At 63.1% G+C, this 26,494-nt stretch carries 23 protein-coding genes; 5 read left to right on the top strand and 18 right to left on the bottom strand.

Annotated elements, in window-relative coordinates; all coding sequences use genetic code 11:
• Window positions 1-21 precede the first annotated feature (21 nt).
• From BLP76_RS02190 to BLP76_RS02160, 7 genes are all read right to left on the bottom strand, one after another.
• Entirely contained in the window at window positions 22-1,080 is a 1,059-nt protein-coding gene (locus BLP76_RS02190; protein ID WP_092809245.1) for an AlbA family DNA-binding domain-containing protein, read from the bottom strand.
• Window positions 1,081-1,260: 180 nt separating this feature from the next.
• On the bottom strand, window positions 1,261-2,475 hold the full coding sequence (locus BLP76_RS02185; protein ID WP_092809244.1) for an acetate/propionate family kinase: 1,215 nt from the start codon (window positions 2,473-2,475) through the stop codon (window positions 1,261-1,263).
• A gap of 69 nt (window positions 2,476-2,544) precedes the next feature.
• Complete coding sequence (locus BLP76_RS02180; RefSeq protein ID WP_092809243.1) at window positions 2,545-3,486, bottom strand: bifunctional enoyl-CoA hydratase/phosphate acetyltransferase; 942 nt, start codon at window positions 3,484-3,486, stop codon at window positions 2,545-2,547.
• A 151-nt stretch (window positions 3,487-3,637) separates the two neighbouring features.
• Window positions 3,638-4,819 (bottom strand): acetyl-CoA C-acetyltransferase, encoded by a 1,182-nt coding sequence (locus tag BLP76_RS02175; RefSeq protein WP_170130353.1) that lies wholly within the window; start codon window positions 4,817-4,819, stop codon window positions 3,638-3,640.
• A 134-nt stretch (window positions 4,820-4,953) separates the two neighbouring features.
• The gene (locus BLP76_RS02170; RefSeq protein ID WP_092809242.1) at window positions 4,954-6,390 is read right to left on the bottom strand and encodes a short-chain fatty acid transporter; all 1,437 of its coding nucleotides are present in this window, start codon (window positions 6,388-6,390) and stop codon (window positions 4,954-4,956) included.
• A gap of 136 nt (window positions 6,391-6,526) precedes the next feature.
• A complete protein-coding gene (locus BLP76_RS02165; protein WP_092809241.1) occupies window positions 6,527-7,183 on the bottom strand; it encodes a 3-oxoacid CoA-transferase subunit B in 657 nt (218 codons plus the stop codon).
• Window positions 7,184-7,837 carry a CoA transferase subunit A gene (locus tag BLP76_RS02160; protein ID WP_092809240.1) on the bottom strand — a complete coding sequence of 218 codons (654 nt, stop codon included), beginning with the start codon at window positions 7,835-7,837 and terminating at the stop codon, window positions 7,184-7,186. It abuts the gene before it with no gap.
• A gap of 361 nt (window positions 7,838-8,198) precedes the next feature.
• Between BLP76_RS02160 and atoS the strand changes: the two genes are divergently transcribed.
• Window positions 8,199-10,049: a two-component system sensor histidine kinase AtoS gene (gene atoS / locus BLP76_RS02155; protein ID WP_092809239.1), complete on the top strand. Its 1,851-nt coding sequence runs from the start codon at window positions 8,199-8,201 to the stop codon at window positions 10,047-10,049.
• On the top strand, window positions 10,046-11,452 hold the full coding sequence (locus BLP76_RS02150) for a sigma 54-interacting transcriptional regulator (protein ID WP_092809238.1): 1,407 nt from the start codon (window positions 10,046-10,048) through the stop codon (window positions 11,450-11,452). The genes atoS and BLP76_RS02150 overlap by 4 nt, the downstream gene beginning before the upstream one ends.
• A gap of 82 nt (window positions 11,453-11,534) precedes the next feature.
• Here the strand turns inward: BLP76_RS02150 and BLP76_RS02145 are convergent, their stop codons facing one another.
• The 6 genes from BLP76_RS02145 to BLP76_RS02120 form a co-directional block, all read right to left on the bottom strand.
• Window positions 11,535-12,746, bottom strand: coding sequence for an MFS transporter (locus BLP76_RS02145; protein WP_200170480.1), 1,212 nt, complete (start codon window positions 12,744-12,746; stop codon window positions 11,535-11,537).
• A 468-nt stretch (window positions 12,747-13,214) separates the two neighbouring features.
• Window positions 13,215-13,610, bottom strand: coding sequence for a type II toxin-antitoxin system HicB family antitoxin (locus BLP76_RS02140; RefSeq protein ID WP_092810048.1), 396 nt, complete (start codon window positions 13,608-13,610; stop codon window positions 13,215-13,217).
• A 2-nt stretch (window positions 13,611-13,612) separates the two neighbouring features.
• The gene (locus BLP76_RS02135; protein WP_092809237.1) at window positions 13,613-13,801 is read right to left on the bottom strand and encodes a type II toxin-antitoxin system HicA family toxin; all 189 of its coding nucleotides are present in this window, start codon (window positions 13,799-13,801) and stop codon (window positions 13,613-13,615) included.
• A gap of 43 nt (window positions 13,802-13,844) precedes the next feature.
• Window positions 13,845-14,498: a class I SAM-dependent methyltransferase gene (locus BLP76_RS02130; protein ID WP_092809236.1), complete on the bottom strand. Its 654-nt coding sequence runs from the start codon at window positions 14,496-14,498 to the stop codon at window positions 13,845-13,847.
• Between the two features lie 8 nt (window positions 14,499-14,506).
• On the bottom strand, window positions 14,507-15,244 hold the full coding sequence (locus tag BLP76_RS02125; RefSeq protein ID WP_092809235.1) for a spermine/spermidine synthase domain-containing protein: 738 nt from the start codon (window positions 15,242-15,244) through the stop codon (window positions 14,507-14,509).
• A 118-nt stretch (window positions 15,245-15,362) separates the two neighbouring features.
• On the bottom strand, window positions 15,363-17,165 hold the full coding sequence (locus BLP76_RS02120) for an ABC transporter ATP-binding protein (protein WP_244514420.1): 1,803 nt from the start codon (window positions 17,163-17,165) through the stop codon (window positions 15,363-15,365).
• Window positions 17,166-17,671: 506 nt separating this feature from the next.
• Between BLP76_RS02120 and betC the strand changes: the two genes are divergently transcribed.
• Together betC and BLP76_RS02110 are read left to right on the top strand one after the other, a co-directional pair.
• Window positions 17,672-19,186 (top strand): choline-sulfatase, encoded by a 1,515-nt coding sequence (gene betC / locus BLP76_RS02115; RefSeq protein WP_092809233.1) that lies wholly within the window; start codon window positions 17,672-17,674, stop codon window positions 19,184-19,186.
• 7 nt (window positions 19,187-19,193) lie between these two features.
• Window positions 19,194-19,685: a 2-thiouracil desulfurase family protein gene (locus BLP76_RS02110; protein ID WP_092809232.1), complete on the top strand. Its 492-nt coding sequence runs from the start codon at window positions 19,194-19,196 to the stop codon at window positions 19,683-19,685.
• Between the two features lie 63 nt (window positions 19,686-19,748).
• Here the strand turns inward: BLP76_RS02110 and BLP76_RS02105 are convergent, their stop codons facing one another.
• From BLP76_RS02105 to BLP76_RS02095, 3 genes are all read right to left on the bottom strand, one after another.
• Window positions 19,749-20,408: an isochorismatase family protein gene (locus BLP76_RS02105; protein ID WP_092809231.1), complete on the bottom strand. Its 660-nt coding sequence runs from the start codon at window positions 20,406-20,408 to the stop codon at window positions 19,749-19,751.
• 344 nt (window positions 20,409-20,752) lie between these two features.
• On the bottom strand, window positions 20,753-21,535 hold the full coding sequence (locus BLP76_RS02100; RefSeq protein WP_092809230.1) for a hypothetical protein: 783 nt from the start codon (window positions 21,533-21,535) through the stop codon (window positions 20,753-20,755).
• 260 nt (window positions 21,536-21,795) lie between these two features.
• Window positions 21,796-23,988, bottom strand: coding sequence for a methyl-accepting chemotaxis protein (locus BLP76_RS02095; RefSeq protein WP_092810046.1), 2,193 nt, complete (start codon window positions 23,986-23,988; stop codon window positions 21,796-21,798).
• A 386-nt stretch (window positions 23,989-24,374) separates the two neighbouring features.
• Between BLP76_RS02095 and BLP76_RS02090 the strand changes: the two genes are divergently transcribed.
• Complete coding sequence (locus BLP76_RS02090) at window positions 24,375-24,935, top strand: DUF4142 domain-containing protein (RefSeq protein ID WP_092809229.1); 561 nt, start codon at window positions 24,375-24,377, stop codon at window positions 24,933-24,935.
• A 234-nt stretch (window positions 24,936-25,169) separates the two neighbouring features.
• Here BLP76_RS02090 and BLP76_RS02085 read toward each other — a convergent pair whose 3' ends face one another.
• The gene (locus tag BLP76_RS02085; protein ID WP_244514380.1) at window positions 25,170-25,808 is read right to left on the bottom strand and encodes a cell wall hydrolase; all 639 of its coding nucleotides are present in this window, start codon (window positions 25,806-25,808) and stop codon (window positions 25,170-25,172) included.
• 235 nt (window positions 25,809-26,043) lie between these two features.
• Window positions 26,044-26,361, bottom strand: a complete 318-nt coding sequence (locus BLP76_RS02080) for a hypothetical protein (protein ID WP_092809227.1) — start codon at window positions 26,359-26,361, stop codon at window positions 26,044-26,046.
• Window positions 26,362-26,494 lie beyond the last annotated feature (133 nt).

The following is a 26,494-nucleotide window of genomic DNA, read 5'->3' as shown; positions in this document are numbered from 1 at the left end:
AACAAAGCCGACTCGTGATCGTCACCTCTCCAGCTTTCCGAAGAACGCATCCAGCATCGACGGATCGTCCACCCGCTCAACGAGCGCTGGCCGCGTAGTCACCTTGTCTACGCCCGGGAGTTTCCAGGACCAGCCGCTACGCCCGATATGACGGATTGAGAGCGCGACACAGAAGCACCCGAAGATGCCCTCTTCGTCGAGCATCTCGGAGAGCCGCCTCATGTATCGCGTGAGATCTTCCTTGAACTCGAAAATGCGCGGCCGACCCTCACCCTCGTCGTACCTCACAGGATGAGCCACGGCACAATGGATGAACCAGTCGTCGCCGACGAAGAGCCGGGTGAGGGAGCGATTCTCATCGAAGGTCGCATCCTTCGCCTCCACGCCGTTCTCGCAAGCCTTGAACAGCATATGAGAACCGTAGTGAAAGCTCGGGAAGCACTTCGGTCTCATCCCGCCGGTGTCAAATGATGGGCGGTCGAGTTCGTAGAACTCCCGGGGTAGTATCCCAAGGTGGAGCATCGCCCCTTTGTTCTGCATGAAGTCCCGCGTCTCGACCGTTGCGGTTTCCCTCTCCAAGAGGCGTCCTAGGTCCTCGGCAAAATCCTCGTGCGACTTGAACAAAGCGCGGACCTGATCACGGGACAGCGGCGTGTTCTTCTGCCCCGTCCGGATATAGAAGGCGCCGTTCAGTCTGTTCTGGTACGGACGCATCCGATGCTCGGGGATCGCCAGCCGAAGCAGAAATCCACCATCCACGTTGATGGTGTCCACCCGCAGATTAAGAGGGACAGGGAGAATTGTGTCCTGGAGCCTACTTAGGATCGCTCGGCACTCCTCATCGCGGCTGCCGTTGAGAGGATGAAACCCTTTGAATCCTTTCTTCTTATCCTCCTCAACTCCAATGACGAGATAGCCCGATCCGGCGTTGAGGAAGGCGACTACATCGTCGACAAAATCCGACTTCTTTCGAGGGTTGGAGAAATCGACCTCGCCCTTGAACTCATACTGCTGGTTTTCAAAAATCTGGCCATTAGCAATCATCTCAGCTGTCGGTTCTGGGGGCATCTGTCGTGTCATCGTTTCCTCCTCGATCTACGTCAGGATGACCAAGAGCTAGACAGCCAGCAACATCCACGGCGCACGAATCCAAGGGGAATCTCGTGCATGCGGGCAAGCCGACCACCACGATCCCCATCCCTCAAAAAAAGCGGCGCAGGCGTGCGGGAGCGGGCACGCCTGCGCCTGTCTCACGGCCGTCTACGCGGCGTTTCTGAGGTTCATGAGATCGACGGCATGGCGCGCGATCATGAACTCCTCGTTCGTCGGGATGATGTAGACCGGCAGTGAGCCGTCCGCGGCAATGGCCGTGTCGCCGCGGTCGTTGGCGTCCTCGTCGAGGGTGATGCCGAGAAAGCGGAGATAGCTGCAAACGCGGCTGCGCACCGGCGCGGAATGCTCGCCGATGCCGGCCGTGAAGACGAGCGCGTCGAGCCCGCCCAGCGCGCAACTCAAGCCGCCGATCTCCTTGGCCACATGATAGCAGAAGAGATCGACCGCCTCTTTCGCCTCCGGCCGGTCGCTTTCCAGAAGCACGCGCATGTCGTTGGAAATGCCGGAGACGCCGAGGAGCCCCGATTCCTGATAGAGAAGATGTTCCAGCGCATCGGCGTCCATGCCCATCTCGCGCATCAGATAGATCAGGATGCCGGGATCGAGGCTGCCGGAACGCGTCCCCATCGGCACGCCTTCGAGCGCCGAAAAACCCATCGTCGTGTCGATGCTGCGCCCGTCCTTGAGACCGCAGAGGCTCGAACCGTTGCCGAGATGGGCGACCACCACCCTGCCCTCGGCCACCTCCGGCACGGTTTCGCGCAGTCTTTGCGCGATGAACTCGTAGGAGAGGCCGTGAAAGCCGTAGCGCTGCACGCCCTTCTCGCTCAATTGACGCGGCAGCCCATAGGTCTTGGCCACAAACGGCTGCGAATGGTGGAAGGCTGTGTCGAAACAGGCGATCTGCGGCAGGCCGTCGAAACTTTCCGCCAGCACCCGGATCGCAGACACGTTCTGCGGCTGATGCAGCGGCGCGAGCGGGATGAGAGATTCCAATTCGTCGAGCACCCGGTTGGTCACGCGAACCGGATGATGGAAACCCGCACCTCCGTGGACGACGCGGTGCCCGGCGGCCAGGAGCGGCAGATCCGGCAGGCGGGTACGGATCCAGGCGATGAGATCGCGCAAGAGAGGCGCGACGCCGCCCGTATCCCGCTCCGCCCAGGATTCGCGGGCAAGCGAAACACCTGACACATCCTTGACGGAGAATTCCGCCGCCGTGCCGATGCCGGTCACCTGGCCGGAGAAAAGGGGAGAAATGTCCTTCCCGGCATCTGCGACCTGAAAGACGGTGAACTTGATGCTGGAGGAGCCGCTGTTGAGAACCAACAGCGCTCCGTCGTGCGACAAGCGCGGGTCCATGTGGAAGATCCTTGGCGATTAATGAGGGTCGATGGCGTGGGGGCACACGCGGGAGGTCGGTGGCCCGGATCAGTTCCGGGCCGTCTGGTTGGCGAGAAGGGCCGCGAGCGCGCAGGAGGAGATGCGCGATTCCAGACTGTCGGCGCGGCTCGTCAAAATGACCGGGACTGAGGTGCCGAGAACGATACCCGCAACCTCCGCCCGGCCGAGGAAGGTCAGTTCCTTGACGAGCATGTTGCCAGCGGCGAGATCCGGGACCAGGAGAATGTCGGGACGGCCGGCCACCTCCGAGACGATGCCCTTGGTTTGCGCCGCCTCGGCCGAGATCGCATTGTCGAAGGCGAGCGGCCCGTCGATGATGCCGCCGCGGATCTGGCCGCGATCGGCCATCTTGCACAAAGCCGCCGCATCGACGGTCGAGGGGATCTTGGGGTTCACCGTCTCCACGGCTGAGAGTACCGCAAGGCGTGGCAGATCGATGCCGAGCGCGCGGGCGAGATCGATGGCGTTTTGCGCAATGTGCAGCTTGTCTTCGAGCGCAGGCGCGATGTTGACCACCGCGTCGGTGATCATCAGCGATTTCGGATAGGTCGGGGCGCGCATCATGAAGACGTGGCTGATGCGCTTGGAGGTGCGCAGGCCGACATCGCGCTTGACGACGGCACCCATCAATTCATCGGAATGCAGCGCGCCTTTCATCACGGCGCCGACCTCGCCCAGATGGGCAAGCTCGATACCCTTGGCGGCGGCGGCCTTGGCATTGGCCGCATCGACGAGGCGCAAGCCGGCGATATCGATCTCATGGGTGAGCGCGACATTCTGGATGCGCTCGCTCGGGCCGACCAGCACGGGATCGATCAGACCTTCGCGGGCGCCATCGGTGGCGCTGCGCAACGAGGTCTCGTCGCACGGGAAGATGACGGAGGTCGGCAGCGGCGGCAGATGTGCGCACAGCTCTTTCAGATGGGCAAGCTGCGAGCCCGCTTCGGAAATCGGCGAAAACACGGTCATTGGGGGATGATCCTGCGTCTAAAATGAAAAGAAGATCCCCGCGCGCCCCCCGCCCGGAAGTGTGGACGGCGGGAGGCGTGGCTCCGACCTGATCGTGATTGGGAGTGAGCGGTCAGGCTGGAGAGGGGGAGCGAGAGCTCAGACCAGAAGGTCAGTCGCGGGCTACGCAGAGCGCCATGCCCATGCCGCCACCGATGCACAAAGTGGCGAGGCCTTTCTTGGCGTCGCGGCGCTGCATCTCATAGAGAAGCGTCACCAGAATGCGCGCGCCGGAGGCGCCGATCGGATGGCCGAGCGCAATCGCACCGCCATTGACGTTGACCTTGTCCGTATCGAAGCCGAGCTCCTTGTTGACGGCGATCGCCTGCGCGGCAAAGGCCTCGTTGGCTTCGATCAGATCGAGATCGGCAACCGACCAGCCGGCGCGTTCGAGCGCCTTCTGGGAGGCCGCGATCGGGCCCGTGCCCATCACCGCCGGATCGACGCCGGCGGTCGCCCAGGAGACGATGCGGGCCAGCGGGGTGACGCCGCGCTTTTTGGCTTCCGCGCCGCTCATCAACACCACGGCGGCCGCGCCGTCATTGATACCCGAGGCATTGCCGGCCGTGACCGTGCCGCCGTCGCGCTTGAAGGCCGGGCGCAGCTTGGCGAGGGCTTCAGCCGTCGTCGAGGGTTTCGGATGCTCGTCGGTATCGACGACGACCTCGCCCTTGCGATCCTTGACCGTCACCGGGACGATCTCGTCGGCAAAGCGGCCTGCCTCCTGTGCAGCGCCCGCCTTCTTTTGCGAAGCGAGAGCGAAGGCATCCTGCTCTTCGCGGGAAATCCCGTACTTTTCGGCGACGTTTTCCGCCGTGACGCCCATGTGATAATCGTTGAAGGCATCCCACAGGCCGTCCTTGATCATGGTGTCGACCATCTCGGCCGGTCCCATTTTGACGCCGGTGCGCAGCTGCGCCGCATGCGGAGCCTGGCTCATGCTTTCCTGGCCGCCAGCGACGATGATCTTCGCATCTTCGTTCTGCAGGGCCCGGTAGCCCATGGCGACGGCGCGCAGGCCGGAACCGCAGAGCTGGTTGATGCCGTAGGCGGTGGATTCGACACGCAGGCCGGCGGCAAGAGCGGCCTGTCGGGCGGGGTTCTGGCCACCGGCGGCGGTCAGGATCTGGCCGAGAATGACTTCATCGACTTCTTCCGGCTTCACCTTCGCCCGCGCGAGGCTTTCGGTGATGGCAGCGGCGCCGAGCTCGTGGGCGGGAAGTTTCGACAGGGAGCCGTTGAAGGTACCGACCGGGGTGCGTGCTGCGCCTGCGATGACGATCTCGTCGATCATTTTAATCTCCTAATTGAACTTGAGCGTTGCGCGAATTCGGGAGGTGGCGCCGGTGAGACATTCAGGCGATTGCCGTATTCGCGAGGGATCTGGGGGCCGGCCGCACCGGGATGGGCACGGCCGGCAGGCTGGGATCACGGATTGGCCGCAGGAGCCAGGACCCACAGGAGGAACATCACGAGCGGGAAGGCGAAGATCAGCTGGGTGAAGCAGAAGCCGACCAGATCCTTGGCGCGGAGGCCGAGGACGCCCAGAAGAGGCAGCATCCAGAAGGGGTTGATGAGGTTCGGCAGAGCTTCGGCTGCGTTATAGACCTCGATCGCCCAGCCCATATGGGCGTTCAGATCGGCCGCCGTCTGCAACACATAAGGCGCTTCGATGATCCACTTGCCGCCGCCCGAGGGGACGAGGAAGCCGAGGATCGAGGAATAGACGCCGATCACCACCGGGAAGATGCTGGTATTGGCGATCGACACGAAGAGATGCGAGATGTGGTGCGAGATCGTGACGCCGTCGGAGCCCGGAACCTGCGTGAGCAGGGCGGCGATCGCCGCATAGAACGGGAACTGGATGATGACGCCGGCCGTCGTCGGCACGGCCTTCGTGACGGCGGTCAGGAAGCTGCGGATGTTGCCATGCAGCAGGAGGCCGATCATCAGGAAGAAGAAGTTGTAGTTGTTGAGGTTGGAGATCGTCGCCAGCACGCCGTTGGTGCTGAACTCGACATAGGCGTAGCCAGCGGCAAGAAGCACGACGAGCGCCGGCAGGATGAAGTTGAACTCCAGCCACTCACCCGGGCGCGTCTGCTTCTGCTCCTTGGTGTTGGCTTCCGTCACATCGCAACCCATGTCCTCCGCCGTCTTGATCTGCGCGCCCTGGGGAGCGGAGAAATAGGCGATGGTGATGGCCATGGCGGCGATGATCAGAAGCATGACAATCGACTGCCAGAGAAAGATCGTCTGGCTGAGCGGGATGACACCGCTGATGTCGGAGATCGACTTCGGCAGGGAGGCCGGGTTCGCCTGCAGCATGGCCGCCGACGACGACAGGCCGAGCGCCCAGGTGGCCCCGAGGCCGAGATAGGCGGCAGCACCCGCTGCACGATAATCCACTTTGATGTCGGTGCGGCGCGCGATTGCCCGCACCAGAAGGCCGCCCAGAACCAGGCTCAGCGCCCAGTTGAGGTAGGATGCCGACATGGTGATGAAGGCGACCCAGGCGACCGCTCCGCGGCTTGAAGTCGGCACCGAGGCGAGACGCGCGATGAGACGCGTGCACGGGCCGGACGTCGCGACCACATAACCGGTGATGGCAACGAGGGCCATCTGCATGGTGAAGGGGATGAGCGTCCAGAAGCCCTTACCGAAAGCGTCGGCGATCTCGAGTGGCTGTGCGCCCGTGGCGAGATTGGCGACGACGACGACGACAAGAGCCAGCGCCACGAAGACGAAGGCGTCCGGGAACCACTTCTCCGAAATGGCGGTGAAGCGGTAGGCGAGACGAGCAAGGCCACGGCCGCCGGGCGCGTCGCCTTCTACGGGCGCCGGAGCGCTGGCGTAGGTGCTTGACATGAACTTTCCTCTCTGAGGATTTGAGGCCCTGCCCGTCCCCGCGCGCGGCCGCTCTCAGCCGCTCAATCCGAGCGGTTGCAAAGGGGTTGGACGCGGAGAAGGGAGGCCGGTCGAGGGTAAGGGCGTGACGCGACCGTCAGGCGGCGAGCGCCATCTCTTTGAGATCGTCAGGCACGAGAAGCTCGGCCTCGGTTGCCGCCTTGACCTCATCAAGGGAGACACCAGGAGCGAGCTCCTTGAGCACGAGACCGGCATCGCTCGGCTCGATGACCGCCATCTCCGTGACGATGAGATCGACCCGACGCACCGAGGTGAGCGGCAGATTGCACTTCTTGATGATCTTCGGCGAACCTTTGGCGGTATGGGTCATGGCGACGATCACCTTCTTGGCGCCGGTCACGAGATCCATCGCACCGCCCATTCCGGGAACCATCTTGCCGGGCACCATCCAGTTGGCGAGCTGACCACCTTCGTCGACCTGAAGGCCGCCGAGCACCGTGACGTCGAGATGTCCGCCGCGGATGAAGCCAAAAGAGGCGACGCTGTCGAAGGCCGCAGCACCGGGGATGAAGCTCGCCGGGGTGCCGCCGGCATCCGTCAGATCCTCAAAGGCAGCCGCCTTCTCCGGCAGGGCCTGCATGCCGATCAGACCGTTCTCGGACTGGAAGAAGACGCGCACGCCCTCCGGCAGATAATTCGTGACCAAAGTCGGCAGGCCGATGCCGAGATTGACGAGATCGCCGTCGACCATTTCCTGAGCGACACGTTTGGCGATGAGCGTTTTGGCTTCCATTTATGCCTCCCAGGAAACGAGGTGATCGACGAGGACACCGACGGTTTCGACGTGGTCCGGAGGGATCATGCCGACCGGCACGACCTCACTCGCCTCGGCGATGACCGTCTCGCCCGCGAGTGCCATCGACGGATTGAAGTTCCGCGAGGTCAAAAGGTACTGAAGGTTGCCGAACATGTCGGAGCGCAGAGCGTGGATGAGAGCGAAATCCGCCTTCAAAGGCGTTTCGACCAGATAATCCTCGCCTTCGATCTCGACCGTCTGCTTGCCCTCTGCGACGACCGTACCGACGCCCGTCGCCGTCAAGACGCCGCCGAGACCCGTGCCGCCGGCGCGGATACGCTCCGCAAGCGTGCCCTGCGGGACCAATTCAACTTCTATTTCGTTGGCGATCATCCGCTTTTGCGTTTCGGGGTTGAGCCCGATGTGCGAGGCGACCAAACGCTTCACCGCGCCGGCATCGATCAACTTGCCGATCCCGATCCCCGGGCGTGCCGTGTCGTTGGCGATGATCGTGAGATCCTTCTTGCCCTGACGGACCAGTTCATCGATCAGTCGATGCGGAGACCCGCCACCCATGAAACCGCCGATCATCACCGACGACCCGTCAGCAATACTTTCGACAGCGCATGAACAACTGCATAGCTTTGACATTTATTCTCCCTCATCTACGTCGTTTCCCATCGACGCGATGGCTTGCGGGGGTTGTAATGCACAGACCGTGCCAGCTTTCATGAAGCCTTATTTCTTGCGAACTTAGGAATATTTCTGCGACAAAACAGCACTCTCATTCTTGTGCAGGTATTTGCGCAATGCGCAAAATTTTTCACATGGACTTTACTTCTCTCTGCGCAGATAAATCCGGCGCCGCAAGAGCTTTCCGGCAGCCGGCGCGGAAAGCTCTCGCCTCCCCCGACGGCCGAAGGCGCCAATCATGTTCGAGTCTGGGATTCACAGCAGACGACCGCCTAAAGCGGGCAGAACCGCTCACCCGCACGATCTCACGGAGCGTCGGATGGGGCTGAGATGGCTGAGCCGGAGGGTCCTGCCGGAGAAGATGCGTCAGCGGCTGATGCTGACATCCTTCATCATGGTCGTGCTGCCGATCATCATCCTCGGCGTCATCCTGCAATATGAAGGCCGCGAGGCGCTCCTGCAGGAAAAGCAGGAGAAGCTGTTCTCATTGGCGCGCATCCTCGATGCCGAACTCGGCACGGGCTTCGATGCGCTTCTCGCCGATCTGCCGTCCGGCTGGCAGGACCGCCAGGTCGCTATCCAGCATCTCAATGCCAAGCTCGCCCCGATTACGGACAAGATCGCCGCATCAGATCCTGGCGTCGGCGTCGGCTATTATTCGCGCCGGCTCGACGCCATCATCACCTACGGGCCGAGCGCCAGCTATGGACACACGGTCGGCAAGGCGATCGCCCCCGACCATCCCGGCCGTTCGGTGATGCGCGCGGGCCAGCCCGATGTGGAGTTCGGCTCGCTCGTGCGCGGGTCGGTGATGAATGCGATGTGGCCGATCCGCCGCAACGGGAACGTCATCGGCTATATCTGGGCAAACGAATTTACCGACGCGATCGAGCGCCAGGAACAGACGGTCGACCGCACCGTCCTCGCCATCACCCTCGGCGGCATCCTGGTCGCCGGCATCGTCATTCATTTGATGTCGAAGCGGTTGTCGCGCGAAGTCGACATGATCGTCGGCGGTCTCGCAAGCCTCAAGGACGATCTCAGACGACCGATCGCCCCCTTGCGCGGCGAGCTCGGCGAGATCGTCGATGCCGTCAACAACATGGCGATGGCGCTTCTCGACGCCCGCACGCTCACGGAAAACATTCTCACCAGCATCGCCGACGGGGTCGTGGCGGTCGACGTCGACGGCCGGATCACCGCCTTCAATCCCGCCGCAGAACAGATGTACGACGTGCCGGCGACGGAGGTCATCGGCCAGTCCTACCGGTCGCTCTTTGCCGATCACATGCATGTGGCGAGCGCCCTTCTCGACACGCTCGATACCGGGCGCCCGCATATCGGAGTGACGCTCGAAATCCCGCGCAAGGATTCCGTCTGGCGCCTGACGGCCACGTCGAGTGTCCTGCACGATGCGGAGAACCGACGCATCGGGGCCGTGGTCGTCCTCAAGGACGTCAGCGAACGCGACCGGCTCATGGTGCAGGTGATGCGCGCCGACCGTCTGGCCGCGCTCGGCGAGCTGACGGCCAGCATCGCGCACGAGATCCGCAACCCCCTCACCTCAATCCGCGGCTTCGTGCAATATCTCGCCGATTGCGACGATCCGGAGGAGTGGCGGCGCTATTCAACGATCATCATCCACGAGGTCGACGTCCTCAACGACACCATCGGCAAGCTTCTCGCCTTCGGCCGGCTCAGGCCGCCGAAGATCAGCAAGATCGACGTCACCAATCTCATCGAAGACGTGAGTTTCCTCGCCAAGGGCCAGGGGAACGTGCAGATCGACCTCCGGTTCGAGGATGATCTGCCGGACATCGACGCCGATGCCGAGGCGCTGAAACAGGCGCTCCTCAATCTCCTCATCAACGCGCTGCAGGCAATCACCAACGATGGCCGCGTGGTCGTCACCGCGGCCCGCGAAGGTCCGGACGACATTGCCATCGAAGTGCGCGACGACGGCGTCGGCGTGGAGCCACATCACGTCGGCAAAGTCTTCGATCCCTTCTTCTCCACCAAGCCCAGCGGGACGGGGCTCGGCCTCGCCATGGTCCACCGCATCATCGATGCGCATCACGGCGTCATCAGTTTCGACAGCCGGGCCGGGCACGGGACCGTTGTTCGGATTCGCATTCCGATTGTCGCTCCGGTATCAGAAAAAACAGAATGACCAATTCCACACCCGTTGCTCTCGTCGTCGACGACGACCAGGCCATCTGCCACATGCTCAAGGCCGTCCTCCAGAAGGAAGGGCTTGAGGTCGTCGTGGCCAAGGATGGGCTGGAGGGTGTCGAGACTTTTCGGCGCCGACATGCGGATGTGGTGCTGCTCGACATCCGCATGCCGCGCATGAACGGCCTCGATGCGCTCAAAGCCATCGTGGAGATCGACCGCACCGCCCAGATCGTACTGATGACGGCCTTCGCCGAAGTCGGCACCGCCGTGCAGGCGATGAAGGACGGCGCCTTCGATTACGTCCTGAAACCCTTCGATCTCGACGAGATCCGCATGCTGGTGCGTCGGATCCTGGAGATCCGGGCGATGCGTCGCGACATCGTCTCGCTGCGCCGCGAATTGTCCGAGCGCTACGGCGCGGAAGGCATTTTGACCAACAATCCGCGCATGATCGAGCAGCGGCAGACGATCGCCAAGGTCGCGCGCAGCAATGCGACCGTGCTCATCCAGGGCGAGAGCGGCACCGGCAAGGAGCTCGTCGCCGCCGCCATCCATTACGGCAGCGCCCGCGCGGCACATCCCTTCGTCAAGGTGAATTGCGCCGCGATCCCGGAAGGGCTGCACGAAAGCGAGTTCTTCGGCCACGAAAAGGGTTCCTTTACCGGCGCCGCAAGCCGGCATCGCGGCCGCTTCGAGCAGGCCGAACACGGTACCCTCTTCCTCGATGAGATCGGCGAGATTTCTCCGGGGCTGCAGGCGAAGCTGCTGCGGGTTCTGCAGGAGCACGAATTCGAGCGCGTCGGCGGCGGCACGCCGATCAAAGCCGATGTGCGCATCGTGGCGGCAACCAACCGCAACCTTCAGGAGATGGTGCGGGAGGGGACATTCCGGCAGGATCTCTATTTCCGCCTCAATGTCGTCACGCTCGAGACCATCCCGCTGCGCGACCGGCCGGAAGATGTGCGGCTGCTTTCGGAGCATTTTCTGGAGCGCTTCTGCGCGGAAAACAATTTTGTCATCCGCGGCTTCGATACGTCGGCGATGGACTGCCTCCTCGCCTGGCCGTGGCCCGGCAATGTGCGTGAACTCGCCAATGCCATCGAACATGCCGTCGTCATGTGCACGACCAATGTCATCACGGTCGAGGACCTTCCCGCCTCCATCACCGGGGCGAGCGAGGGGCTTGCCGACACCGGCAACCTCGACGCGACCATGCGCAAGGGCTCCTTGCGCGAACTCGTCAACGAGTTCGAAAGCCAGGTCATCCGCAACGCGCTGACGCGCAACGCGGGCAATCGCAGCCATACCGCCGTCGAGCTCGGCATCAGCCGACGCACGCTCCTCTACAAGCTGCAGGAATACGGCCTCGCTTCAGCCTCCGGAGACGCCGAGAGCTGAACCGCGGCCGGCCGGCATCCGCTGCGCCGAGAAGTGTCTTTTTGAGAGCAATCCGTGCAGTCTCGTCGCCATCCCTCTCCGCTCATTCGCGGGCCGTGGAAGCCTTTTGATGCTGCGTGCCGCCGCCCCGTAACAGGAAAACGAGGGCGAGGCAGCACAAGACGGCCGCGATCGCGGAGAATGCGAGGCTTGCCGTCTTGAGGCCGAGCGAGGCCCCGGCGAGCCCGATGCAGATGACGGGAAACGAGATCGCCACATAGGCGACGATGAAGAAGGTCGAGACGACGCTCGCCCGCTCGTCGGGCGGGCTCGCATCCGCGACGGCGCCCAGCCCCGCCCGAAACGCGACGCCGTGACCGAAGCCGGCGATCAACACGCCCGCAATGATCGCCGACAGCATCTCGCTGCCGAGGCCAAGAGCGATGATGACGACGCCTGCCAAAAGAATGGCGCAACCGATCGGTAGCCGCCTCCCGCTCGGCAGATTGCTTTGCAGAAGCTGCCCGACGGTCGAGGCGATGAACAAAATGCCCGAGACGAAGCCGATGACGAGGTGGTTGTCGTAGCCAAGCTCTTCGCCGAGAAAAGCCGGCGCCACGGCGGTGAAGAAACCGCAGACCATGAAGCCCGCAAAGGCGGCGATACCGGCCGGCACGAAGGCTGCCCGCACCTCGCGCGGGACGGCAAGGCGCTGAAGCTTCAGCCGCACCTTGTCCGGCCGCACAACGGTTTCCGGCGCACGCCAGACGCAGAGGACGGCAAGAAGCGCCAGCAGGAAATGCAGCGCATAGGGCAAGACGAGGGGCGCCGGCAGATACTCCGCCAGGCCGCCGGCAAACATCGGCCCGAGCCCGAGACCGCCCATATTGGCGGATGTCGCAAAGAACGTACCCCAGCGCTTGATGCGCTCCGGCGCGAGTTCGATGAGCGCCACGGTCGCGGTGCCGGTGAAGATACCGGCCGAAATCCCTGAAAGAACGCGGCCGAAAAGGATCATGCCGAGCCCGCCGGCATTCCAGAAGACGAGATCGCTCAGCGCCGAAGCGGCAAGACCCGCAAAGAGCAGCGGCCGGCGGCCGAGCTGGTCGGACCAGCGCCCGGTGATGATGAGCGCCGCCATGACGCCGAGCGCATAGACGGCGAAAATCACCGTGATCGTCAGCTCGGAAAACCCGAAAAGACCGCGATAGAGAGGATAAAGCGGCGTCGGCATGGTGGTGCCCACCATGGTGACGGCAAAGGCGAAGACGGCGCCGAAATAGACCGCCAGGCTGCCATGGCCTCGTTGTGTCAAAAAATGCCCTTTCGAGAATGCGGGGAAGGCCGAACGGCAGACGCGAAACACAGCCCACAGCCCAACATATCGCACCCCCGCGCGGCTTCGAGACCCTTTCGCCTTCTTTGCGGCCCCGCACCCCTGGCGTTCGCTCTGGACTATGGCGTCGACGAAAAGCCGCTCGGGACCGCATCATCGCCATTCTTCTCGGAGCGATTGCTGCACGCTCCGTTCCTCTCCCCTTCTGGGGAGAGGTGCCCGCGAAGCGGGCGGTGAGGGGTGGAGGACAAACCAGCATCAGCGTGGGATGTGAAGCCACCCCTCATCCGGCGGGCTTCGCCCGCCACCTTCTCCCCAGAGGGGAGAAGAAAGGGCTGTGCCGCGGATTGGTATCTGCGCGTCCGTCCCTGCAGTTACCCAGCATCCAGAAGAGATGCGCCCCCTCGCCCCTTCGCGCGACGCGGAGAGAACAGGCGATGCTAGCCCCTATTCCGCGGCCATAACCTTCTTCGCCGCAGCAGCGAGAAAGCCGGAGCGCGTGAAGCCGTGGGACGCGGCGAAGGCATCGATCTCAGCCAGGACATCCTCTGGCAGCGTGACGTTGACGCGCACCGCCTTCTTCGGTTCAGCCTTCAGAGCGACGAGAATGGCCACGCCATCACGATGCTCAGGAGCAGCCATCACCTCCTCAAGGCTGGAGGGGACAGGGATCGGCTCGCCCTCTTCAAGAAGCCCGTCGACATGCAACGCCAGCGCTTCCTCGGCCATGGCACGCGCGTCGTCGAGGGAGGTGCCGGCCGTCGCCACGCCCGGGAAATCCGGAAAGGAGACGCCGTAATCGCTCCCCTCCTCCTTGTGGATCAGGCCGATATATTCATGCATGGTCATTTCAGCTTCAGCCCCGACTGTTTTTCGATGCTTTTCAGCGTTCCGAGCGGGATGTCGCGCTTCGGATGCGGGAGTGTCACCCGGCCAGCCTTCTCAGGGTGTTTCATCTGAAGATGGCTTCCACGACGGGTAACTTCGTACCAGCCGTCCAGCTTCAGAAGTTTGAGGACAGCCCCACTATCCATGGTGTGTATTTATACATCTACTTGATAGTTGTCGAGTTCTGCCTCACCTGCCCTTTTGCATCAGCACCACGTCCTTCTCGGCGATCTCACAGGTGAGGCCGCGGCGGGCGGCGATCAGGCGGAAGGTGTCGGCACGGTAGAAGACGACATGGGTCGGGTCGCGGCGATAGCGCCAGTTGGCAAAGCGGGCATCGTCCGTCTGAAAGATAGTCATCACACCGAGAAGACCGCCGGGCTTCAAGAGCTCTGCCAGACGATCGAACTCGGCCGACGGATCGTGAAAATGCTCGGCCGTCTCCGTGCACGTGATGACATCGTAGCGTTCTGACAGCGGCCCGGGGTCTGGCGCGAAAATCGGATCATAGACCGCCATATGATGCCCGGCCTCTTCGAACATCTTCGCAAGCGCGGGGCCCGGACCGCAGCCGTAGTCGAGACCTTTCGCGCCGGGCGAAAGCCGTTCAAGGAGCGGACGCGTCAGCCTCGAAAGCCACAGGCGATAGCCCGGGTCGTCCTCGTCGTTCTCATGCGTCAGATAATGCTCCCGCTCTTCGGCCGGCGACGGGCGCTGAGCGGGATCGAGATAGCGTGCAGCGCAGGTCGAGCAGCGCCAGTAATCTCTGCCGTTGACGGTGAGAAAGAGTTCGACATCCCCTCCCCGACAGACCGGACAGGATTGAGCACGCTTCTCCGCCATCGCCTTCCTCACGCCGCGGCGGAAGAACCGGCCGCTTTGCGCGCCAGATAGACGCTTTGCGTGAAGGGGCGGTCCTGCAAGGGATTGTGGAAGGTGACCGGTTCCACCCATGCCTCGGCAAAGACGTCGGCAAGACGTTCAACGAAGCTGTCATCCGGCAAGGCGTCGGACCAGAGCGCGAAAATGCCGTTGGGCTTCAGATGGGCGCCAAGGGCTGCAAGCCCGTCGGGGTGATAAAAGCTCGTGCTGCGCGCGTCGAGCAGCGCTTCCGGCGAATGGTCGATATCGAGGAGGATCGCGTCGAAACGGCGGGCCTCCCTCTCAGGGTCGAACCCTGCAGCACTGGCGGCGCCGGCGAAAAAATCGCCGCTGACGATCCGACAGCGGCGATCCGCCTCCATCGTCGCGCCGTTCGGCAGGAGCCCCGTGCGGTGCCATTCGATAACGGGATCCAGGAATTCTACGACCAGGAGCGAGCCGACGGTATCGTGGCGAAGCACTTCGCAGGCGGTGTAGCCGAGGCCGAGCCCGCCCACGAGAATGTCGTGGTCGGTGCCGACAAGCGCCGCAATGCCGAGACGCGCAAGCGCAATCTCGGAGGCGGTGAAAAGGCTCGACATGAGGAATTCCTCGCCGAGCTTGATTTCGAAGATATCGACGCCGAGCTTCAACTCGCGCCGGCGGCGCAGGCTGATCGGACCGATCGGGGTCGGGCGGTAGTCGAGTTCGGCAAAAAGAGCACTCATTGCCCCATCGAACACAAACCGGCCGCCGAGGGAAGGCGTTGCTGTGGCACCGGCGCGCAACAAAGTCGCCGTGACACAGCGAAGTGTGGTGCGAGGGGGATTATAGCCCCCTCGCTGATTACATGACGAGGCCTTTCGTCAGCTCCAGCGCCTGGCGTTCGAAAAGGCGGCGATAGATGCCCCCCTCGCGGCCGATGAGGGCGGCGTGGTCGCCCTCCTCCACGATCTGCCCCCGGTCGAAGACCAGGATGCGATCGAGTGCGCGCACCGTCGACAGACGATGGGCGATGACGAGCGTCGTGCGCCCGACCATCAGATGCTCCATCGCGTCCTGGATCAGCACTTCGCTCTCGGAATCGAGTGCCGAGGTCGCCTCGTCCAGGATCAGGATCGGCGCATCGACCAGGAAGGCGCGCGCCAGCGCCACCCTCTGGCGTTCGCCGCCCGACAGCTTGATGCCGCGCTCGCCCACCATGGTGCGGTAGCCCTCCGGCAGCCGCGAGATGAACTCGTCGGCATGGGCGAGCCGCGCCGCCTGCTCGATCTCCGCCTGCGACGCGCCGGGGCGGCCATAGGCGATGTTGTCGGCGAGCGAGCGGTGAAAGAGCACCGGCTCCTGCTGCACGATGGCGATCTTCCGGCGAAGCGAGGCCTGCCTGACGGCGGCGATATCCTCGCCGTCGATCAGAATCTGGCCGCCCGTCACGTCGTAAAGCCGCTGAATCAGCTTGACGAAGGTCGTCTTGCCCGATCCGGAATGACCGACGAGACCGACGCGTTCGCCTGCCGCGATCTTTACCGAGAAATCGCGGTAAAGCGGCGTCGTGTGATTGCCGTAGTGGAAATCGACATGGTCGAAGACGATTTCCCCCGCGGCGATCTTCGCCTCACCCGCGCCCGGCCGGTCGGCGATCGCGATCGGCACGCGGTTCAGCGCGACGAGCTCTTCGAGATCGTTGACGGAGCGCTGCAGGTTGCGGATGTGCATGCCGATATCGCGCAGATGCCCCTGCACCACGAAAAACATGGTGAGGACGAAGGCGACATCGCCGGCGCTCGCCGCGCCCCGCTGCCAGAGAACGAGAGCAACGCCCAGAATGCCCGCCTGGATGAGGACCATCATCAGGCCCTGGGCACCCGCGCCGACCGTGCCGCGCCGCCAGGTGCGCCTGGTGCGGTGCTGCCATTTCGCCAGGATGCGCGTGAGACCCGCCTCCTCGCGATCCTCCGCGCCAAACGCCTTGACGACGGCATTGCAGCTCACCGCATCGGCGAGCGCTCCGCCGAGCCGCGTGTCCCAGGCATTGGCGAGCGTCGCCGCAGGTGCGACCCAGCCCACCGACAGGATGACGGTGACGGCGAGATAGGCGAGCGCGCCCAACCCGATGACGAGACCCATCACCGGCCAGAAGGCGCCGAGAAGCGCGGTTGCGCCGACAAGCACCACGAAGGACGGCAGAAGCGCGATCAGAAGCGTGTCGTTCAACAGATCGAGCGCCCACATGCCGCGCGTCATCTTGCGCACGGTGGAACCGGCAAAGGCGTTGGCGTGCCAATCGGTCGAAAAGCGCTGGATGCGATGGAAGGCGTCCTCAGCCACCTCTCGGATCATCTTCAAGGTCAGCGTGATGATCTGGAAGAAGACGAACTGGCGGAGCCCGACCGCGGCAAGGCCGAGAGCCGTCACCGTGAGAAACGCCACGATCGCCGAATGCCTCGCGTCTGGATCGGCGGCGCCTGCGGCGATTGCATCGACGATGCGGCCAGCGAAAAGCGGCGTGAAGACTTCCGCCAAGGTGGCGAGGGTCACCATACCGGCAATCAGCGCGACACGCCCCGGCTGCTCGCGCCAGCGCGCGAAGGCAAAACCCAGAACCGCGGAGAACACATCGCCGCGAAGATTGAACTTCACGCGCCCGATGCCGGCCAATCCCACCCGACCGTTGGCTGCACGCCAAGCCGGCCACCTGTGGCCAGCATGCCGAAGCGGAACGAAATTGCGGAAATGAAGGGCACGAAGCCCGCGCCTCAAAGCGCCTGCGGTAGACATGGAAAGCTCTCAAGAAAATCGGTGAACCGATTGTCCCGCCGCGGCGGGACCGGCATTAACCTCGGGGCAATCGGCCCCTTCAGGCGTCCGTCTTACGGACGCGGTCCGTTACGAACGGACCGAGGTCATGCGATGATAGAGAGCGAAGCTGGTCATAATGGCGCGGCTTATGCCCCTCTTTCGCCGATTTGACAAGCCTTCGTCGGGTTCTCGGACGTTCGTGAGCGGGCAGTGTGGCGCTGCGGCCACGCCCGACATCCGGTGCCCTCGTTTGACGCGCTCTTGTGTTGCGGATGCCGGCTGACGCAGTGTCTGCGCGGAGTGCGCGCCGTTTCAGCCCTCCTTCTCGCCACGCCGATCCTCAAGGAATTGCCCGCATGAGCCGTCCCAACATCCTGATCTTCATGGTCGACCAGCTCAACGGGACGCTGTTTCCGGACGGACCCGCGGGCTTCCTGAAGACGCCGGCACTGCGCAAGCTCGCCGAACGATCGCTGCGTTTTCAGAACTGCTATACGGCGAGCCCGCTGTGCGCGCCGGCGCGCGCCTCCTTCATGAGCGGGCAATTGCCGCGGCGCACCGGCGTCTACGACAACGCAGCCGAATTCGTCTCCTCGATCCCGACCTACGCCCATCATCTGCGCCGATCCGGCTACCAGACGGCGCTTTCCGGAAAAATGCACTTCGTCGGCCCGGACCAGCTGCACGGGTTTGAAGAGCGGCTGACGACCGACGTCTATCCGGCGGATTTCGGCTGGACCCCGGATTATCGCAAACCCGGCGAGCGCATCGATTGGTGGTACCACAATCTCGGTTCCGTCACCGGCGCGGGCGTGGCGGAGATCACCAACCAGCTCGAATACGACGACGAGGTCGCCTACCACGCCAACCGCAAGCTCTACGATCTGGCGCGGGGGCATGTCTCAAAGCCCTGGTGCCTCACCGTTTCCTTCACCCATCCGCACGACCCCTATGTGGCGCGGCGGAAATACTGGGATCGCTATGCGGATTGCGAGGAGCTTTCCCCGAGGATCGGAGAGATCCCCTTCGGCGCGCAGGATGCGCATTCCAAACGCCTCCTGGAGGCCTGCGACTATCTCAAGTTCGACATCAGCCACGAGGATATCCGCCGCTCAAGGCGCGCCTATTTCGCCAACATCTCCTATCTCGACGACAAGATCGGCGAAATCCTCGATACCCTCGAGCGCTGCCGCATGGCGGAAAACACCATCATTCTCTTCCTCTCCGACCATGGCGATATGCTGGGCGAGCGCGGCCTCTGGTTCAAAATGAGCTTTTTCGAAGGCTCGGCACGGGTCCCTTTGATGGTCGCCGCGCCCGGCCTCGCACCGGGCCTCATCGAGACCCCCGTCTCCACCCTCGATGTCGTGCCGACACTCGCCGATCTTGCCGGCATCGATCTGTCGGAGATAACGCCCTGGACGGACGGGCGCAGCCTGCTGTCACTCGCTTCGAGCGGTGCGCAGCATGGTCCGATCCTCATGGAATATGCGGCCGAGGGATCGATCGCCCCGCTCGTCGGCGTCCGCGAGGGCAAATGGAAGTTCGTCTTTTGCGAGGTCGATCCGCCGCTCCTCTTTGATCTTGAGCGCGATCCCGACGAGATGACGAACCTCGCGGAAGATCCCGCCTGCCAGGACGAGATCGGCCGCTTCATGGCGCTTGTGCGCGAGAAGTGGAACCTCAAGGCCTTTGACGCCGAGGTGCGCGAGAGCCAGGCGCGGCGCTGGGTGGTCTACGAAGCGCTCAGGAACGGCGCTTATTTCCCGTGGGATTATCAGCCGCTGCAGCGGGCGTCGGAGCGCTATATGCGCAACCATATGGATTTGAACATTCTGGAAGACGCGCAACGCTTTCCGCGCGGCGAATGAGGCCCCGATGCCCTCGCGTATTCTGGTCAGTGCCTGCCTTCTGGGCGAAGCCGTTCGCTATGATGGCGGGGCACGGCCCCTTTGTCATTCAGCGCTGGCCAGATGGCAGGCCGAAGGGCGGGTCGTCGCCGTCTGCCCGGAACTCATCGGCGGGTTTTGCGTGCCGCGAAGACCCGCCGAGATCGCGGACGGGCGCAGCGGCGAAGACGTTCTTGCCGGGCGAGCCAGGGTCGTCGACACCTCCGGAGCCGACGTGACAGAAGGATTTCTCGCCGGAGCAAGAGCCGCGCTTCGGATCGCGCGCGCGCAAAACTGCCACTTCGCACTCCTCATCGACGGCAGCCCTTCCTGCGGCAGCAGCCTCATCTACGACGGCAGCTTCGACGGCCGGAAACATGCCGCCATAGGCGTGACGAGCGCATTGTTGCGGGCAAACGGCATCGAGGTCTTTGCCGATCACGAGATCGACGCGCTCGCCGCGCGTCTCGGCTCGTCGTAGGCGCCCCAAGCGGAGGCGCGTCTTGCGGCGATGCACCCATCGGCATCAAGACGCGCCATCCCCTCAGCAAACATCAAACGCCCAGGTGGACGGCCGTTGCGGGCGTCGTGCCTGCAGATGTTCGACCGCTTCCGTCGCCTCCACGATGCGCGCGCAAGTCTGTGCCGCCTTCTTGAGGCCGGCCTCGTGTTCGGCCTCGGAAAAGTCGGCAAGCGCATCGGCGACCATGAATGGGCGGATGTCGCGCATGAAAGCGTCCATCGCCGTCGAAAGGCAGCCGATCGACGTGTAGATGCCGGTGATGATCACGTTGTCCCGCCCGAGGCGCCGAAGCATGACCTCGAAATCGTTACCGTAGAAGGCCGAATAGCTGCGCTTCGTCACCGGGATCAACGACAGCCCATGAAGATCGAGCGCCGGGTCGAGGGCGGGCGCATTCGTCATCCGCCCCGCATTCTCGGCAGAGACGCCGTCGGCCGGTCCCCTTCCCCACATGTCGCGCATCAGGCCGCGCTCGCAATCGAGCCGGGCCGGTGGCACCTGCGAGACGAAGATCGGCATCGCACGCGCCGCGCAGAGCCTCGCAAGCCGCGAGATCTGATCGGCGAGGTCGGTGCGTACCGTCTCGTCAAGAGCCTCGCAGTAATGCGGCTGCATATCGTGGATTAGAAGCGCCGATCGCTCGGCACGGATCGTCCAATCGACCTTGTTGATCACATTCACGGGCCTTCCCCTTCGAAGGGCCGCCGTGACAGGGATTGGTGTCGCTTGAAATGACCTTTCCGCCCAGACACGGCGGCATGGTCACACAATGATTGCGCCCTGCCGCTTCCTAACGGAAGCGCCAGTAACCAAAAGTCTGTGGTCGGGCAGAGCGGATCATGGCATGGCCTCTGCCATAAGCGCCGGGAAAGTGCAATGCGGTCGATCGCACTTGCTGCGACGAGAGGCAAATCGGACACAGCGCCTCCCGTGGCGTATGAGACAAGAGCCATCCGGCCCTGTTCGCCTCTCACGGTATGCGCAGCCGCCCGAAGACGGCGCGCGCTGTTATCAGGCGTTTAGTTTTACCAATTGCAGTTCGAGCTGTAGGCGGCGTCCTGCGTGTAAGTCGTGTTGGGATCGGCACCCGGTCCCCAATCCACCGAAATATCGAAACTGCAAGCGCAGCTCGGCTGACCGCTACTCCCCTTCACCCAAGAAACGAATTTGTAGCGCCAGGAGGCGTCTTCGGATTTCTTGGCTTTGCCCTGATCGGTATTGTCCCACCAGCGGAAGAGACCATCCTCACGCTCGATCAGAACCTTCGCGTTGTCGGCCCAACGGTAATTGTCACCGCCAAACTTTGGATTCGTCGCCGTGCCGCCGCCGATCGGATAAGCGGGAAAGGCTTGCGTCGGGTCGTTATCGACATCGAAGGTCACGCCCGCGACGAGGGCGCCCGTCCCGCCGGTCGAGTTCGTCGGATTGATAGGTGGATTCTGCTCGGTCTTCCCATCACCCGTGATCGTCAGCGCCAAGAGCTGCCCGGACGTGCATTGCGAGGCGGTGCCCGTCAGCGTCGCCGTAACGCCGAAACCGGTTTTCTGCTCGGGCTTGCTTGCGCCCCATTTCTTACTGTTGACCCCGACCGGGCAGACATATTCGTAAGTGCTCGTGCAAACGGTGCGCGTTCCGCCGGACCGTTTGGCGCATTCTTTAAGGTCACCGAAGTCCCTCGAACTGCAGATGATCTGCGTGTTGCCGGTGGTGCGGGCGACACTCATGCCGGTGCAGCCGCAGGCCGCCCCGGCTTCGCTTGCGGCAAAAACCAGGCCGCATGCAAACAATGTGATCGATGCTGTGCGCATAATGGCCTCCCCAATTGTGCACGGGGAAAGCTTACGCGAACGGCATGCGATTCACTACTAAAAGTTGTGATTTCCTCGGCCGCATCCGAGGCGATTGTCTCTGAAATTCGCGTGGAATCCCGAACGAACGAGATGCTCGTGGCTCGGGAAGCCTGGGCAAGACGGCCTGCCCGTCCGCGAGGAGAAAGCCGGGCGAAAGGCGCGGGCGCGTCGAAGATGGCGCTCGGAGGCGGCGCCGGCGAAAGACAAAGTCCGGCAGGTCATGCGGCCCGCACCGTGCTGAGGAAGCGATCCATGACCGCCTTCAGCGTCTCCGATTGCTGCCCGAGCGTCGTGGCGGCATTTTCGACCTGGCCGGCGACGGCGGTCGTATCGGCAGCCGCCTCGTTGATGCCCTCGATGTTGTCGGCGACGGTCTTCGCTCCCATAGATGCCTGAGAGACGCTGCCCGCGATCTCGCGGGTCGCCTCGCCCTGCTCGTCGACCGAAGTGGCAATGACCGTTGCGATCTGGTTGATCTGCTCGATGACCTCGGTGATGCCGACGATCGCCGTGGCCGAATCGGTGGTGGAGTTCTGGATCTCCGAGATCTGCGCGGCAATCTCCGAGGTGGCCCGCGATGTCTGATCGGCGAGCTGCTTGACCTCCGCCGCCACGACGGCAAAGCCTTTGCCCGCCTCCCCGGCCCGCGCCGCTTCGATGGTGGCGTTGAGGGCGAGAAGGTTCGTCTGCTCGGCGATATCCTTGATGAGATCGACCACCTGTCCGATGCGGCTCGCGGAAGCCGACAGCTCGCGCACCTTGCCGGCCGTGCCATTCGCATCACCGACGGCGGCGCCGGCGATCCGGGCCGATTCATCGACCTGACGTTTGATCTCGGCAATCGAGGAGGCAAGCTCTTCGGCGGCAGAGGCCACCGTCTGGACATTGGAGGACGCATCGGCCGAGGCGCCGGCCGCCGTCTGCGACTGCCGCGCGACCTTTTCCGTCGCCGAGCTCATCGTCGCGGACGCGCCCTGCAACTGATCGGTCGCGGCAACGACGCCGCGGACGACACCGCCCATCGCCTCTTCGAACTCGTCGGCGAGGGCGTGCATGGTGCGGCGGCGCTCGTCTTCCTGCTTGATGCGGTTCTGTTCCTCTTCGGCAGCCTTCTGGCGCGCCTCTTCTTCAATGCGCACACGGATCTGATCGACGGCACGAGAGATATCGCCGATCTCATCGCGACGCTCAGCGCCCGCGATCTCGTCCACCGCCTCGCCGGAGGCCAGACGCCGAAGGGCCCCCGTGAGCTGCGTGATCGGGCGCGAGATGCCGGACGCGACGACGGCCATGGCAACGAGCGCGGCGAAAACCACGGCAAGGCCGACGAGCACCTGCGACATGAGATCTTCGCGACCACGTTCTGCGAGCGAATCGGCGAGCTTGTCGGCCTCGGCCAGAACGACCTGACGCGGCACGGTGATCACGACGGACCAGACCTGATCCGTACGTCCGAGCGTTACAGGTGCGAAAACTTTGAGGGTGTCGCTCGCCTCGTCGGTTTTCACCGCGGCGCGCCCTTCTGTCAGGATATCCATATCATCGGAGGCACTGGCCGCAATGGCCTCATAAGAGCCCCCTATGGCCTGCGGAGCGTCGCTCGCCGCGACGACGAGACCGGCGCCAGAGACGATCCTGACCGCGCCCTTGCCTTCGTATGTGTCGGCATTCACCTGCTCGGCCAGTTTCTGCAGGAAGGCGAGATCGAAATCGGCACCGGCCACGCCCGCGAATTTGCCGTCGACCATGATCGGGACAGACATGGTGGCGAGATAAACCGACTTGCCCTGAACGATGTAAGGAAGCGGGGCGAGGATGCTCTCCTCGCCGGTCTTCTGAGGACCGAGGAACCAGCCGCCCTTCATGACGCCGTTCGGATGCAAGGCCTCGCTGTCGTATTCGACCAGCGGCTGAAGCGCGATCTTTCCGTCCGCATCGCGCGTCCAGTAAGGAAGGACGCGTCCGGTGGCATCCGAGCCCACGTCTTTGCGATCGCCATACATATCATCGCGACCATCGAGCGCATTCGGCAGCCAGGCGCTGTACGTCCCGTTGAAGCGCGGATTGTCCTTCAACACGCTCAGAAGAACGGCATTCAGCTGATCGCGGCGCTGATAGATCGGGGTCCCGGTCCCATCACTGCCCGCCATTACCTCGAAGGTGCGAGCCATATTGCGGGCGGCATCGAACGCCGTATCCACTTCCGCACGGATCGTGCCGGCCTGGGCATTTGCCAGCCGCTGCAGCGACTGCTTGCTCGTGCGGTCGAGGAGTTCATCCACGTTTTCATTGACGTAGCGCGACGTGTCGCGCGCGGCGTAAATCCCGAAGCCCAGAAGCACAGCCGTCAAAACGATGACGCATGCCGCGGATAACGCAGTGATTCTGAACTTGACGGAGTGGATGTTCACGAAAGGCTCTCCTGCCTGACCGGTTTGGCCATCGGTTAAGGCGAGAGGCTCGCGTGGAGCTTGCATCCGTTCTAATCGGCAACCTTCAAACACAGACAGGCCAGACGGTAAGGCAGGCTTTCCGTCCGTTTGCGGTCTCTCAGACAGAACCCGACAGGGCGCGCATCCCGGGCGGAACAAAGCGTTTGACCGAGCCGGCAACAACCATGAGAGATCCCATCCATGTATTCGCTTCTTTTTCTCATCTTATTTATTTGAAGACATAAAACCTTTAGAGTGCGGCGTCGGCAAAGTATTTTTCGGGGAACATTGTTTTTAGAACGGGTGTTCAGCGTCATGAGGTCGGCACTTTCCGGCCGAGCCGAAAATGCAGAGGTTCATCCTACATGAAACGACTAATTCTCTTGGCGACGGTCGCAGCGATGAGTGCACCCTGTGCCATCGCGCAGACCCAATCCAACACCGCCAATCAGACTCAGGCCCAGGGGCAAAGCCAGACGTCTCAGCAGCAGATGCCGAAAGACGTTCAGGGCTTCGTGAAGATGGCTGTCGTCTCCAACATGTTCGAGATCCAGTCGAGCCAGCTTGCGATGAAGCAGTCCGACAACGAGGATATCCAACAGTTTGCCACGCGCATGGTGGCCGACCACACGAAAGCCGGCAACCAGTTGAAGGAAGCGCTTCAAAATGTCGACGGCGAGGTCCAGGTGCCGACCGAACTCGATCAGAAACACCAGCAGATGATGCAGAAGCTGCAGGGTGCCTCAGGCAACAGCTTCGACCAGACCTACCGTCAAATGCAGGTGCAGGCGCATGAGCAGGCAGTCCAGCTCTTCCAATACTATTCTGAAAATGGCGAAGACGGGCCCGTGAAGGAGTTCGCGTCCAAGACCCTGCCGACGCTGAAGGAGCATCGGCAGATGCTGTCGGAGATGCCGAACGCCTGAGCCAGGCGACCCAATCTTCGTACGGAGCGCGCTTGCCGCCGGCTCAGAAACAGCCACAGGCGGTGGCGCGAGCCGCGAACCGATCTCAGTTGGCCTCCGGTCCGAGCCGCCGCGGGACTGCTAGATCCAGCTGGCAACCAGGATCACCGGAGAGCTTAAGACCTCGCGCGAGTCGGTATCATTAAGGAAAGGTCTCGCGCGGGGTGGGACTCGCGTCCCTGTCACCAGGCGCCGTCAGTTGAAAGCGATCAGCTCTTCGATCGACGCCGGTGCGCGCGGTGCTGGGGCACCCGGCGCCATGGTCGGGCCACCAGCGGGAGCAAACAGCGTCGACTGGCTCGGCACCGGCATACGCGGCGCCACCACGGGTCGCGCCGAGGCGACCATGATCGGACGATCGGGCCGCACCTCCGGAAGCGCCGGGGATTCTTCGCGCACAGGACGAACCGGCTTGTTGAACTTTGCTGCCAGAATCACTTCCGCCTGCGGCCGGTTCGGCCGGCCAGGCAAAGCCTTGCGCTTCTCGTAGAAGGAGTTGCCCCCTGCCAGCACGACGTAATGCATGTTGGTGTAGGGGAAATTGTAGCCGGCGGTATGGAAAAAGCGCGCCTTGCCGACGCCGGGATGGCGCGCGCCGCGCAGGACCTTCTTCGCCATCTTGGCCGCAAGCGGTTTGCCGCTGTCGGTCATGGGCTTGGATAGAACGCCCGGCGCAAACTGCTTCTTCTGGCCGACGACGGCACAGACCGAATTCGGAAAATCCTTCGATTTCACCCGGTTCATCACCACCGTACCGACGGCCAGCATGCCGTCAGGGCTGGAGCGGTTGGATTCGAAATACATGACGCGCTGCATGCATTCGAAATCGCTCATACGTCGCGGCGAGTGACCGCAGCCGGCCAGGGCCAGCACGGCGCCCAGAGAGAAAAACGAGGAAATCAGGCGAAGACGACGAGATACAAACATTCGCGACCCGGTAGGCGACGCCGAGCCGCCTCAATGGTCGCATTGTCCAGAAAGCGGTAAACAAAGGCTTAGGATCAAGACATTTTCCCGCAAAAAACGCCCCCGGCTTGCGAGAACGCCGTAGGCGCGCAAGTGCCTTCGCTTACTGGAGCGAGGTGGCGAGACGCACGTCGCTTGGACGCGTGAAGCGGACGGTGCGATCGGCCTTGATGCGCGTCTCCCCAGCCTCGCAGCCCGGCGTGATATTGGGCCATGTGTCGTGGGCGCAAGCCGTATCCAAAGCCCTGGCGACGCGCGTCTTGGGCGACAGTTCGGAGACGGAGGCGGCCGCTGTCCGATCGACCGCCGCCTCGCCCATGGTCGCTTCGCCCATCGTAGAATAAGCGATCGTCATGAAAGCGGCGAGCCCGATGCAGCCTGCCGAAACAAACGCTTTCGAAACGAGCTTATCCTGCGACATGTACCTCTCTCCTTGAATGAACTTGAACCTCGGGGGGCGCGGCGATCTGTCTGAGCGACAGAGGCAGCGCCGCATTCCTCAGCACAAGTCCGGAAAGAGGCAATTGGTTCCTTTTTGTGTCCGCTTTCGGGCT

Source organism: Afifella marina DSM 2698 (genome assembly GCF_900102695.1).
GTDB classification, from domain to species: domain Bacteria; phylum Pseudomonadota; class Alphaproteobacteria; order Rhizobiales; family Afifellaceae; genus Afifella; species Afifella marina.
This window is presented reverse-complemented; position numbering and strand designations above follow the sequence as displayed.